This is a genomic window from Dactylosporangium salmoneum (assembly GCF_039532525.1).
Lineage (GTDB): Bacteria > Actinomycetota > Actinomycetes > Mycobacteriales > Micromonosporaceae > Dactylosporangium > Dactylosporangium salmoneum.
The window spans coordinates 24,256-36,591 of sequence record NZ_BAAARV010000088.1; the positions used below are offsets into that span (position 1 = coordinate 24,256).

The 12,336-nt window shown below is 71.0% G+C and carries 11 protein-coding genes; 10 read left to right on the top strand and 1 reads right to left on the bottom strand.

The window, feature by feature from the left end; genetic code table 11:
- Positions 1 to 69 precede the first annotated feature (69 nt).
- From pyrH to ABD352_RS44345, 5 genes are all read left to right on the top strand, one after another.
- Positions 70 to 861, top strand: a complete 792-nt coding sequence (pyrH, locus tag ABD352_RS44325) for a UMP kinase (RefSeq protein ID WP_344618613.1) — start codon at positions 70 to 72, stop codon at positions 859 to 861.
- A complete protein-coding gene (gene frr, locus ABD352_RS44330) occupies positions 858 to 1,415 on the top strand; it encodes a ribosome recycling factor (RefSeq protein ID WP_344618614.1) in 558 nt (185 codons plus the stop codon). Before pyrH ends, frr begins: the two co-directional genes overlap by 4 nt.
- A complete protein-coding gene (locus tag ABD352_RS44335) occupies positions 1,415 to 2,356 on the top strand; it encodes a phosphatidate cytidylyltransferase (protein WP_425553910.1) in 942 nt (313 codons plus the stop codon). The genes frr and ABD352_RS44335 overlap by 1 nt, the downstream gene beginning before the upstream one ends.
- Before the next feature lie 67 nt (positions 2,357 to 2,423).
- The gene (gene rlmN / locus ABD352_RS44340) at positions 2,424 to 3,614 is read left to right on the top strand and encodes a dual-specificity RNA methyltransferase RlmN (RefSeq protein ID WP_344618615.1); all 1,191 of its coding nucleotides are present in this window, start codon (positions 2,424 to 2,426) and stop codon (positions 3,612 to 3,614) included.
- Entirely contained in the window at positions 3,611 to 4,801 is a 1,191-nt protein-coding gene (locus ABD352_RS44345; protein ID WP_344618616.1) for a DivIVA domain-containing protein, read from the top strand. The genes rlmN and ABD352_RS44345 overlap by 4 nt, the downstream gene beginning before the upstream one ends.
- A 287-nt stretch (positions 4,802 to 5,088) precedes the next feature.
- Here the strand turns inward: ABD352_RS44345 and ABD352_RS44350 are convergent, their stop codons facing one another.
- A complete protein-coding gene (locus ABD352_RS44350) occupies positions 5,089 to 5,307 on the bottom strand; it encodes a DUF2631 domain-containing protein (RefSeq protein WP_344618617.1) in 219 nt (72 codons plus the stop codon).
- A gap of 146 nt (positions 5,308 to 5,453) precedes the next feature.
- On the opposite strand from ABD352_RS44350, the gene ABD352_RS44355 reads away from it, so the two are divergent.
- From ABD352_RS44355 to ABD352_RS44375, 5 genes are all read left to right on the top strand, one after another.
- Positions 5,454 to 7,076 (top strand): Rieske 2Fe-2S domain-containing protein, encoded by a 1,623-nt coding sequence (locus ABD352_RS44355; protein ID WP_344618823.1) that lies wholly within the window; start codon positions 5,454 to 5,456, stop codon positions 7,074 to 7,076.
- 6 nt (positions 7,077 to 7,082) lie between these two features.
- Positions 7,083 to 7,781, top strand: coding sequence for a DUF2786 domain-containing protein (locus tag ABD352_RS44360; RefSeq protein WP_344618618.1), 699 nt, complete (start codon positions 7,083 to 7,085; stop codon positions 7,779 to 7,781).
- 476 nt (positions 7,782 to 8,257) lie between these two features.
- Positions 8,258 to 9,487 carry an aspartate--tRNA(Asn) ligase gene (gene aspS / locus ABD352_RS44365; protein ID WP_344618619.1) on the top strand — a complete coding sequence of 410 codons (1,230 nt, stop codon included), beginning with the start codon at positions 8,258 to 8,260 and terminating at the stop codon, positions 9,485 to 9,487.
- A 325-nt stretch (positions 9,488 to 9,812) separates the two neighbouring features.
- A complete protein-coding gene (dxr, locus tag ABD352_RS44370; protein WP_344618824.1) occupies positions 9,813 to 11,006 on the top strand; it encodes a 1-deoxy-D-xylulose-5-phosphate reductoisomerase in 1,194 nt (397 codons plus the stop codon).
- Positions 11,006 to 12,307, top strand: coding sequence for a M50 family metallopeptidase (locus ABD352_RS44375; RefSeq protein ID WP_344618620.1), 1,302 nt, complete (start codon positions 11,006 to 11,008; stop codon positions 12,305 to 12,307). The genes dxr and ABD352_RS44375 overlap by 1 nt, the downstream gene beginning before the upstream one ends.
- The last annotated feature ends 29 nt before the right edge of the window (positions 12,308 to 12,336 follow it).

Here is a 12,336-nt window from a genome sequence, read left to right on the forward strand (position 1 = left end):
GGGGTCACGGTCCGCCGAGCACGGCGAGCCCGTGACCCCTTTTCCACACCAACGTCGAAAGGTGCGCACATGACGAACACCGCCGTTGATGCGGCCAGGCTTTCCCTGACCCCGGCCCCGATCGGGGCGCGGCGCGTCGTGCTGAAGCTCTCCGGTGAGGTGTTCGGTGGCGGCGCCGTCGGCGTCGACCCCAACGTGGTGCGCGCTATGGCCAGCCAGATCGCCGCAGTGGTGCGCCGCGGCGTGCAGGTCGCGGTCGTGGTCGGCGGGGGCAACTTCTTCCGCGGCGCCGAGCTGTCCCGGGCGGGCATGGACCGCTCCCGCGCCGACTACATGGGCATGCTCGGCACGGTCATGAACTGCCTGGCGCTGCAGGACTTCCTGGAGAAGGACGGCATCGACACCCGCGTGCAGAGCGCGATCAGTATGGCCCAGGTCGCCGAGCCGTACATCCCCCGGCGGGCGATCCGTCACCTGGAGAAGGGCCGCGTGGTGATCTTCGGGGCCGGCGCCGGCATGCCGTACTTCTCCACCGACACGGTCGCCGTCCAGCGCGCCCTGGAGATCCACGCGCAGACGGTGCTCATGAGCAAGAACGGCGTCGACGGCGTCTACACCGCCGACCCGCGCACCGATCCGACCGCCCGCAAGCTCGACCACGTGACCTTCGCCGAGGCGCTGGTCAAGGGGCTGCGAGTGGTGGACCAGACGGCCTTCAGCCTCTGCCAGGAGAACAGGCTGCCGATGCTGGTCTTCGGCGCGGAGGGGGAGGACAACGTCGCTCGCGCGTTGAGTGGTGAGAGGATCGGCACGCTCATCACCGCCGAGCCCGTCCCGGATCGAGGAGGACAGACCACGTGATCGAAGAGACGCTCTTCGAGGCCGAAGAGAAGATGGATCGTGCGATCGACCACGGCAAGGAGGAGTTCGCGGTCATTCGCACCGGCCGCGCGACCCCGGCCATGTTCGGCAAGGTGATGGTCGACTACTACGGCACCCCGACTCCGCTGCCGCAGATGTCCTCGATCGCGATCCCCGAGCCCCGCATGGCGATCATCAAGCCCTACGACACGTCGCAGATCGGCGCGATGGAGAAGGCGATCCGCGACTCGGACCTCGGGGTGAACCCGAACAACGAGGGTACGCAGATTCGCATCGTGCTGCCGCAGATGACCGAGGAGCGGCGCCGCGAGATGATCAAGGTGGCCCGCAACAAGGCCGAGGACACCCGCGTCGCCATCCGCAACGTGCGCCGCAAGGCCAAGGAGGAGCTCGACCGCATCGTCAAGGACGGCGAGGCCGGCGAGGACGAGGTGCGGCGGGCCGAGAAGGAGCTCGAGGATCTGACGCACAAGTACGTCGCGCAGGTCGACGAGCTGCTCAAGCACAAGGAAGCCGAGCTACTCGAGGTCTGATGGCCCATCTCGATCGGGCTCACCGGGCCCCCGACCCGACCCGGGCGCGGCAGGACGATGCCGCGCCCGAGCCGTCTGCGGAGATCATGGAAGCGACCACGCCGGAACCGGCCCCGCGCAAGAGCCGGGCGGGGCGCAACCTGCCGGCCGCGATCGGCGTCGGGGCCGGGCTCGGCGGCGTGGTCGTGGTCTCCCTGTTCGTCTGGAAGTGGCTGTTCCTCGGTCTCGTCATCGCCGCCGTGCTGGTCGGCGTGTGGGAGATGGTCCGCGCGGTCGGCGTCCAGAAGGCCCGCCCGCCGCTGGTGCCGCTGCTGCTCGGCTGCCCGCTCATGGTCTGCCTGGCCTGGTTCGGCGGTGCCGAGCGACTGCCGCTGGGCCTGCTCGCCACCCTGCTGCTCGTCTTCGTGTGGCGCTTCGCCGACGGGGTCGCCAACTACCAGCGCGACGTCACCGCCGGCGCGCTCATCGCCGTGTACGTGCCGTTCCTGGGCTCCTTCGCGGCCCTGCTGGCCTACCCCGCCGAGGACGGCGCGGTCCGGGTCCTCGTGACCATCCTGGCCGTGGTGCTGTCGGACACCGGGGGGTACGCCACGGGGGTCTTCCTCGGCAAACACCCCATGGCACCCTCGGTCAGCCCGGCCAAGTCCTGGGAGGGCTTCGCCGGCTCGATCGTGTGGACCGGGGCGGGCAGCGCCATCGCGTTGCCGCTGCTGCTCGACGACGCGGTGTGGTGGCACGGCGCGATCTTCGGCGTGGCCGTGTCGATCGCCTCCGTCCTCGGCGACCTCGGCGAGTCGCTGATCAAGCGGGACCTCGGCGTCAAAGACATGAGCAACCTGCTGCCCGGGCACGGCGGGCTGATGGACCGCCTGGACTCGGTACTGCTGGCCCTGCCAACGGCCTACGCGGTCCTGGCGTTTCTGGTGCCCTGGTCCAAGTGAGTCGCCCGGCCGTGCTGGCCAGCGGTCTTGGAGATCATGCCGCCGGGCATGGGACACTGGAAACGTCATGACGCAGCTGCCCGTACTGAACCTGTCCTCCGAGGCGACCGGCACCACCCCGACCGGCCGCCGCGCCACGCTGCCCCCGCGCCACCTCGCCGACCTCGACCTCGCCGGCCGCCGGGCCGCGGTCACCGAGCTCGGCGAGCCGGCCTTCCGCGCGCAGCAGATCTCCACGCACTACTTCGGCCGCCTCGTGCGCGAGCCGGAGGAGATGACCGACCTGCCGGCCCGCACCCGCGAGGCGATCACCGGGACGCTGCTGCCGCGGCTGCTGACCCCCGTCAGCGAGCTCGCCACCGACAACGGCACCACCCGCAAGACGCTGTGGCGGCTGCACGACGGCGCCCTGGTGGAGAGCGTGTTGATGGGGTACTCCGACCGGGTCACCGTCTGCGTCTCCAGCCAGGCCGGCTGCGGCATGGCCTGCCCGTTCTGCGCGACCGGCCAGGCCGGCCTGACCCGCAACCTGTCCACCGCGGAGATCATCGACCAGGTCGTGTGGTTCGCCGGCCTGGCCGCCCGCGGCGCGTTGCCCGGCTGCCCCGACCGGCTCTCGCGGATCGTCTTCATGGGCATGGGCGAGCCGCTGGCCAACTACAACCGCGTGATCGCGGCCGTGCGGCGGCTCACCGAGCCAGCGCCCGAGGGCCTGGGCCTGTCGCAGCGGCACATCACGGTGTCGACCGTCGGGCTGGTCCCCGCGATGCGGCGGTTGACGCAGGAGGGCCTGTCGGTGACGCTTGCGCTGTCGCTGCACGCACCCGATGATGATCTGCGCGACACGCTCGTACCGGTCAACCAACGTTGGAAGGTCGCCGAAGTGCTTGATGCCGCGTTCGAGTATGCGGCTCGCACTGGTCGGCGCGTGTCCATTGAGTACGCAATGATCCGGGATGTGAACGACCATCCGTGGCGGGCGGATCTGCTCGGCCGGCTCTTGTCCGGCCGTCTCGCACATGTCAATCTCATCCCGCTCAATCCGACACCGGGTAGCCAATGGGACGCCAGCCCGAAGCCGGTTGAGCGGGAGTTCGTCCGGCGCCTCCGGGCTGCCGGTGTTCCCACTACAGTGCGTGACACCCGGGGTCGGGAGATTGACGGAGCCTGCGGGCAGCTTGCGGCCTCCGGAGGTGGCAAGGTGGGAGAGCGTGAAAGCGGCTTGCTAGCACGGCGAGCGAACGAGGAGACACAGTGAGTCAGGGTCAGCGGTTCCGGCGCCGTGCGATGCGTCGGGGATACAAGGTCGACGAGGTCGACTCGTTCCTCGACCGGGTGGAAGCAACCCTCTCCGGAGACCCGATGGGTGCGCCGGTGAGCGCCCAGGAGGTCCACGACGTGGTCTTCCGCGTCCGCTTCGGCGGATACGACGAGTGGCAGGTGGACCTGCACCTCGACCGGGTCGAGCGCCAGCTGGCCGAGCACGAGGAGCGCGGCAGCGGCGGCTTCGGCCGGGCCCTGGACTCCCGCAGCGGCGAGCTGCGCATGGCACCCGAGCGCATGGAGCCGCAGCGGATGCCGGAGCGCCCGGACCGCATGGAGCCCCAGCGCATGCCCGAGCGCATGGAGCCGCAGCGCATGCCGGAGCGCCCGGACCGCATGGAGCCCCAGCGCATGCCCGACCGGGTCGGCATGGCGCCCCCGCCGCAGGACCGCATGGGGCCCCCGCCCGGCGCCGACCGCATGGGCCCGCCCCCGATGGACCGGATGGGCCCGCCGCCCATGGACCGGCCGATGGACCGCATGGCCCCGCCGCCGCCCGGCGCCCCGCTGCCCCAGCGTCCGGGCCAGCCCCCGGCCGGCGCGCCGCGCGACGCCGGCTACGGCCGGTACGACGAGCCCACCTACGGCGGGGCCTTCGACGACGACCGCGGCGGCTACGACCAGGGCCCTCGCGGCCAGCGCGCGGACATGACGGCCGAGATCCGCATGGACCGCCCCGAGCCCCCGACCTACGGCGGCGCACCTATGCCCGACCGCGACCCGTACGGCGCCCCGCCGGAGCGCGACCCCTACGGCGCCCCGCCGGAGCGCGACCCCTACGGCGCCCCCCCGGAGCGCGACCCGTACGGCGCGCCGGCCGACCGCGACCCGTACGGCGGCCCCCAGGGCGCCCCGCCGGTCCAGCACCAGTCGACCGAGGTGGCCCGCATCGACCAGCTGCGCCGCACGTTCCAGCTGCGCCGCTTCGGCAGCGGCTACGACCGCGCGCAGGTCGACCGGCTCTTCGAGGGCGTGATGGCCTCGCTGACCGGCCGCGGCGGCCCGCTGACCGACGGCGACCTGGACCCGTCGCACTTCAACCTGGTGCCGGGTGGCTACTTCGAGGCCGAGGTCGACGCGGCACTCAAGGAGGTCCGCGACATCGTCACGCGGCGTCGCTGACCGATCACGACACGTGCGAAAAGGGCGCGTCCGGGACATCCGGCCGCGCCCTTTTCGTGTGCACAGTTCGAAACATGACACTCACTCGCAGTCGCGCAGCGTGAGCTTGCCCTTGCGGGTGTATGAGATCAAAGAGCTTTTGCTTGGCTCCGGTTCGCGCAACCAGGGCGCCGTTGCTGCCGTCAGCGCCTGGTCTGGGTCGATCAGAGCGAAGCCTCATCGAGCCAGACTTGGCGAAGCGGACGGCCCTGGCGGGCCTCCCTGCCAGGGCCGTGGTGCCAAGAGCGTCAGCGCAGGCCGTTGCGGCGCAGCACCCAGTCGCCGACAAGCGCGAGGATCAGCACGCCGGCGCTGACGATGATGAAGATGTCCTCGACGTGGCCGCGGTGGTTGCCGACGAGCATCGTCAGCAGGATCACCGCCGACACGCCCGCGCCGATGCGGGCCGCGCGCGGGTTGCCCGGCTTGTGCTGGTCGGGCGAGGTCACTGGCTCGTGCTCGGACACTGCTTCGTCCTTTCGGCGATCGTGGTGCGGGAGCGAGGCTCCCTACCAAAAGTCTGTCATGCGGCACCGCCACGGATGGTTGCGGGTCGGTCGGGTAGCGTCGGAACGCAACGTGCGGTACCGACGAGGAGGATAACGCGGTGCGTATTACCGGGACCGGCCACGCCAGCCTGCGCATCGACACGCCGGCCGGGAGCATCCTGTGCGACCCGTGGGTCAACCCCGCCTACTTCGCCTCGTGGTTCCCCTTCCCCGACAACTCCCAGCTGGACTGGGAGGCCCTCGGCGACTGCGACTACCTCTACGTCTCCCACCTGCACCGCGACCACTTCGACGCCGAGCACCTGCGGCGGTTCGTGTCCAAGAAGGCGACCGTCCTGCTGCCGGAGTTCCCGACCAGCGAGATGCGCGACGAGCTCGAGGCGCTGGGCTTCACCCGCTTCCTGGAGACGAAGACCAACCAGGTGCACGAGCTCGACGGCGGCCTGAAGGTCATGATCCAGGCGCTGACCTCGCCGACCGACGGGCCGATCGGCGACTCGTCGCTGTGGGTCGAGTACGACGGCGTGCGCGTCCTCAACCAGAACGACGCCCGCCCGACCGACCTGACGACGTTCCACGCCCTGGGCCACGTCCACGCGCACCTGCTGCAGTTCTCCGGCGCGATCTGGTACCCGATGGTCTACGAGCTGCCCGAGGCGGCCAAGCGGGCCTTCGGCAAGCAGAAGCGGGACCGGCAGTTCGACCGGACCTTCCGCTACATCGACGACCTCAAGGCGTCCAACGTCATCCCGATCGCCGGCCCGCCGTGCTTCCTCGACGACGAGCTGTGGCAGTTCAACGACATCTTCGGTGACGAAGGCAACATCTTCCCCGACCAGTGGGTGTTCCAGCAGGAGTACGCCAAGGTCGGCGGCACCAACTCGACCGTGCTCCTGCCCGGCTCCGTGATGGAGCTCACCGCCGACTCGGCCGAGACGACCCACCCGACCGACGTCGAGGAGTTCTTCGCGCACAAGCGCGAGCACCTCGAGGAGATGCGCGAGCGCAAGCGCCCGGTGATCGAGGCGGCCAAGGCGAGCTGGCGGCACCCCGAGGTCGACGTGCTGGCCGAGATGAAGCGGCGCATCGAGCCGCTGCTGGACGAGTCGGTGTACCTCGCCAAGGGCGTCGGCGGCCCGGTCCGCTTCGACCTCGTCGGCTACGACGGCGAGTCCGTCGAGTCGATCGTGGTCGACTTCCCGGGCAAGGAGGTGCGCCACTACGACGACGAGAAGGTCCGCTACCGGTTCCGCACCGAGCGCGCGCTGATCGAGCACCTCCTGTTCATCGAGGAGGTCGACTGGGTCAACTCGCTCTTCCTGTCCTGCCGCTTCTCGGCCGCGCGCATCGGGCAGTACAACGAGTTCGTCTACTCGTTCTTCAAGTGCCTCTCCGAGGAGCGCCTGCAGTACGCCGAGGGCTGGTTCGCCGAGCAGAAGCCCGACGCCGAGGACATCAAGCTCGGCGACTGGGTCGTCCAGCGCCGCTGCCCGCACCTCAAGGCCGACCTGACCCGGTTCGGCATCGTCGACGGCAAGACGCTCACCTGCCAGCTGCACGGCTGGAAGTTCGACCTGCCCAGCGGCCGCTGCCTGACGAGCGTGGGCCACGAGCTGCGCTCCCGCCCGGCCGGCACCCCCGCCCCCGGTGCCGACCCGGACGCCGGAACGTCGGGTGTGGCCCCCATGGGCGGCGAGCCGGTCGAGGCGGCGGCGGGCGGCGAATAGGCGGCCGTGCTCGACAAGGTCCGCAAGCTGCTGGCCAAGGCCGAGGACCCGGCGTGCACGCCGGAGGAGGCCGAGGCCCTGACGGCCAAGGCGCTCGCGCTCGTCGCCAAGTACGGCATCGACCAGGCCCTGCTCGACGCCCGCGAGGAGCGTGCGCCGGTCGTCGGCAACCGGCTGGTCGAGCTGTCCGCGCCGTACCTGCGCGAGAAGGCCTACCTGCTGCACGTGGTGGCCGCTGCCCTGCGCTGCCGGTCGATCCGCCTGGAGCGGCGGGCCGCGGACGGCCTGCGGGTGTCGGTGCACCTCTTCGGCTTCGAGTCCGACGTGGCCGGCGCCGAGCTGCTGTTCGCCTCGCTGCTGGTCCAGGCCGCCCGGGGGCTGCTCCGGGAGCCGGTGCCCGCCGGGGAGCAGCCCGCCGCCTGGCGCCGCTCGTGGCTGGTCGGCTTCGGCGCCGCCATCGCCCACCGCTTCGAGGCCGCCGCCGCGCGCCTGTCCGAGCCCGAGGCGCCGGGCACCGCCCTCGTCCTCGCCGACCGGGAGCACGCGGTCGACCTGGCCGTGCAGGAGCAGTACCCGAACGTCAGGACCGGCCGCCGCCGGCGGCTCAGCGGGGGCGGCTTCGACGCGGGCAGCGCCGCCGGTCACCAGGCCGACCTGGGCGGCGCCCGGGTCGCGACGGCGAGCCGCTCCGAGCTCACCGGCTGACCGAGCCGCCGGGATCGGGCTTTTCCGACAAGTCGGGCACTCCGTGCCACGACTTGTCGGATTTATACGGTGTCGGGGTATAAATCGGATAAGTCGTGGCGCGCCAGCGCCCGACTTATCTGGCTTGATCTTGGCGTGGGAGTCGTCGCGGGTCTTGGCACGGCGGCGCTGGCAGGGAGGCCCCCCCAGGGCCGACCGGTGTCTGACGGGAGCAACGGCCCCCTGGTTGCACGGACCGGAGCCATGCAAAGGCTCTTCACCCGAGCGGGAATTTGCGTCGCGCGGGGGCGGCGCAGGCGGCATTCTTCTTGGTGCGGGGCGGCGAGTGACGACCGCCGTTGATGCCCCGCCGGGCCGGCCCCTCGTCATCGGGCCGATCGAGGCCACGGTGTCCCGCCGCGGCGAAGGTGTGGTGGCACCGCGACCGGCCCCATCGCCCACACCTCCGGGGAGCGTCCCTTTCCAGGAGGTGTTTCATGTCGTACCGCGTGCTGTCCGCCGAACTGTCCGCCCATACCGGGGCGTCGATCCGGCTCTGTGGCTGGGTGCATCGCCGGCGGGTGCTGGCCAAGGTCACGTTCCTGATCGTGCGCGACCGGGCCGGGCTGGCTCAGGTCGTGGTGCCGCCCGGGGTGGCCGTGCCGGGGGAGGAGTCCGTGGTCGAGGTGACCGGGCGGGTGGTGGCCAACCCGGTCGCGCCCGGCGGGTTCGAGGTGGCGTACGAGGGGATCGAGGTGCTGTCGGAGGCGGAGCCGCCGCCCGTCGAGCTGTTCCGGCCGGCCGTCGAGGCGGGGCTGCCGGCGCTGCTCGACCATGCCGCGGTGAGCCTGCGTCACCCTGCGCGACGGGCCGTGTTCGCGGCGTCCGCGGCGGCGGTCAAGGCGTTCCGGGCCACGCTCGACGGGCTCGGGTTCACGGAGGTGCACACGCCCAAGATTGTCGGATCGGCGACGGAGAGCGGGGCGAACGTGTTCGCGCTCGACTACTTCGGGCGGCCGGCGTACCTCGCCCAGTCGCCGCAGTTCTACAAGCAGACGATGGTCGGGGTGTTCGAGCGCGTCTACGAGGTGGGGCCGGTGTTCCGGGCCGAGCCGCACGACACGTCGCGGCACCTGGCGACGTACACGTCGCTCGACGCCGAGCTCGGGTTCGTGCGCGACCACCGGGACGTGATGGCGGTGTTGTCCCGGGTGGTGCGGGCGATGGCGGAGGCCGCCGGGCTGAGCGAGGTGCGGCTGCCCGGCGAGATCCCGGTGGTGCACTTCACGGAGGCGCTGAAGATCGCCGGGGCGGCGCCGGACGAGCCCGACCTCGCGCCCGAGCACGAGCGGACGATCGGGGCGTGGGCGCTGGCCGAGCACGGGTCCGACTTCGTGTACGTCGAGGGGTACCCGATGGCCAAACGGCCCTTCTACACGCACCCGCAGCCGTCCGACCCGCGCTGGTCGAACTCGTTCGACCTGCTGTTCCGGGGGATGGAGCTGGTGACCGGCGGGCAGCGGTTGCACCGCTACGCCGACTACCTCGCCGCGCTCGGGCCGCAGGCGGAGGGCCTCGACGGGTACCTGGCCGCGTTCCGGCACGGCATGCCCCCGCACGGCGGCTTCGCCATCGGGCTGGAGCGGTTCCTTGCCCGGCTCACCGGGGCGGCCAACGTGCGCGAGACCACGCTCTTCCCGCGGGACCTGCACCGGCTGGCGCCGTAAATCGTTTGCCGGGCCAGCTATGATGATCTATAATTTGAAACATGCGTACGAACGGGGACGGCATCTGGGATTCACCGCGCTGATGAATGGGGGCGCGCGTTGTGCGCGTCGCGTTTGCCCAGCTCGTACCGCTGTTGATCAGTTCCAGCGGGGGCTTGGGAAGGCATGAGTGATGCGGCCGGCGGGGGGAGATCGCCGGCCGCGTCGCCGCGTTTGATCCACAGTGGACGGCGGATCCTGTGAAGGTTTCCCGGGCGGTGTGTGCAGGGCGCGGTCCGGCCCCGTGGCGGCCTGACACAATGAAGGGGTGATCCCTCGCGAGATCGTGCTCCTCGGCTCGACCGGGTCCATAGGCACCCAGGCGATCGACATCATCCGCCGCAACCCGGACCGGTTCCGGGTCGTCGCGATCGGGGCCGGCGGCGGCAACGTCGACCTGCTGGCCCGCCAGGCCCTCGAGCTCGGCGTCGATGCCGTCGGCGTGGCCCGGGCCTCCGTCGCCCAGGACCTGCAGCTCGCCTTCTACGCCGAGGCCCAGCGCCGCGGCTGGGCGACCGGCGGCTTCCGGCTGCCGAAGATCCTCGCCGGGCCGGACGCGATGACCGAGCTGGCCGAGTGGCCCTGCGACATGGTGCTCAACGGCGTGGTCGGCTCGCTCGGCCTGGCGCCCACGCTGGCCGCGCTGCGGGCCGGACGGACCCTGGCCCTGGCCAACAAGGAGTCCCTGGTCGCCGGCGGCCCCCTGGTGCGCGCCGCGGCCAAGCCCGGCCAGATCGTCCCGGTCGACTCCGAGCACTCCGCGCTCGCCCAGGCCCTGCGCGGCGGCACCCGCGACGAGGTCCGCCGCCTGGTGCTGACCGCCTCCGGGGGCGCCTTCCGTGGCCGCACCCGCGAGCAGCTCGTCGGCGTCACGCCGCAGGAGGCCCTCGCCCACCCGACCTGGGACATGGGGCCCGTCGTCACGATCAACAGCGCCACGCTGGTGAACAAGGGGCTGGAGGTGATCGAGGCGCACGAGCTGTTCGGCGTGCCGTACTCCGCCATCCAGGTCATGGTTCACCCGCAGTCGGTCATCCACTCCCTGGTCGAGTTCACCGACGGCTCCACGCTCGCCCAGTGCAGCCCGCCCGACATGCGCCTGCCGATCGCGCTCGCCCTCGGCTGGCCCGACCGCGTGCCCGACGCCGCGCCGGCCGTGGACTGGACGACCGCCCACACCTGGGAGCTGCGGCCCCTCGACGAGGAGGCGTTCCCGGCGGTGGCCCTGGCCAAGGCAGCCGGGGAGGCCGGCCGGTGTCGCCCGGCGATCTACAACGCGGCCAACGAGGAGTGTGTCGCCGCCTTCACGGCGGGTGATCTGCCGTTCCTCGGCATCGTGGAGACGCTCGAGCGGACCTTGGCCGAGGCCCCGGATTTCGCCGAACCAGGTACCGTCGATGACGTGCTCGCCGCCGAAACCTGGGCGCGGGCCCACGCCCGTGCGCTCATCGCGTCGGGCGCCGACCGGAGAGGGGCCTGATGACCTTCGCGCTGGGCATCGTCCTGTTCGCCCTGGGCATCTTGATCGCCGTGTCCCTGCACGAGATGGGCCATTTCTGGACCGCTCGCTGGTTCGGGATGAAGGCGACCCGGTTCTTCATCGGCTTCGGCCCGACGATCTTCGCGTTCAAGCGAAACGGCGTCGAGTACGGCGTGAAGGCCCTCCCGTTCGGGGCGTTCGTGAAGATCGTCGGCATGACCCCGGCCGAGGAGGACATCGACCCCGAGACCGGCAAATCGGGCGCCGATGACCCGAAGGCCATGTGGCGCTTCCCGGTGTGGAAACGCACGATCGTCATGGCCGCGGGGTCGATCTCCCACTTCGCGCTCGCCCTGATCGTGCTGTGGATCCTCTTCTCCTTCGTCGGCATCCCGGACGGCAACAAGATCAACCAGGTGCCGGTCCGCGTCGGCAGCGTCGCCCAGTGCGTCAGCACGAAGTTCGAGATCGACCCGGCGACGCACACCCAGAAGGCGTGCGACAAGGACAAGGACCCCAAGAGCCCGGCCGCCCAGCTCGGCCTGCAGCCGGGCGACGTGATCCTCGCCGTCAACGGCAAGCAGATCCAGGGCAACCAGGCGCTGCGCGACGAGCTCAAGGCCGACGCCGGCAAGAACGTCGCGGTGCAGTACAAGCGCGGCGACCAGACCCTCTCCGGCAACGCCGATATCCCGGTCGCCGAGCGGATCAAGTCCGACGTCGACCCGAGCAAGACCGCCGACCAGATCACCAAGGACGACCTGGAGCAGGGCGGGCTGCTCGGCATCACCGTCGCGTACAAGACCACCGACCTGCCGGTCCTGCGGTACGGCCCGGTCGACGGCGCGGGCCAGACGTTCTCGGCCACCGCCACCCTCGTCGAGCGGACCTTCGAGTCGCTCAAGGGCATCCCGGAGCGCGTCCCGAACCTGTTCAAGGCCATCTTCGGCGAGAAGCGCGACCCGAACACCCCCGTCAGCGTGGTCGGCGCCAGCCGCATCGGTGGCGAGCTGTTCGAGGCCGGCGACTGGGCGACCCTGCTGTCGCTGTTCGCGACCCTGAACCTGTTCTTCGGCATCTTCAACCTGTTCCCGCTGCTGCCGATGGACGGCGGGCACATCGCGATCGCCTGGTTCGAGCGCGTGCGGTCCTTCATCGCGGCCCGGATGGGCCGCCCCGACCCCGGCCGCGTGGACTACTACAAGCTGGCGCCGATCACGCTGGCCGTGATCGGTGTCCTCGGCGTCTTCGTCCTGCTGACGGTGACCGCCGACTTCGTCAACCCGATCACGCTGAAGTAATGCTCGTTCTCCTCACGCGAAGGTAAGGG

What these genes read in the sequence shown, in the direction of transcription:
- ABD352_RS44375 (WP_344618620.1), top strand. Translation starts at nt 11,006, where the DNA reads ATGACCTTCGCGCTGGGCATCGTCCTGTTCGCCCTGGGCATCTTGATC.
- aspS (WP_344618619.1), top strand. Translation starts at nt 8,258, where the DNA reads ATGTCGTACCGCGTGCTGTCCGCCGAACTGTCCGCCCATACCGGGGCG.
- ABD352_RS44335 (WP_425553910.1), top strand. Translation starts at nt 1,415, where the DNA reads ATGGCCCATCTCGATCGGGCTCACCGGGCCCCCGACCCGACCCGGGCG.
- rlmN (WP_344618615.1), top strand. Translation starts at nt 2,424, where the DNA reads ATGACGCAGCTGCCCGTACTGAACCTGTCCTCCGAGGCGACCGGCACC.
- pyrH (WP_344618613.1), top strand. Translation starts at nt 70, where the DNA reads ATGACGAACACCGCCGTTGATGCGGCCAGGCTTTCCCTGACCCCGGCC.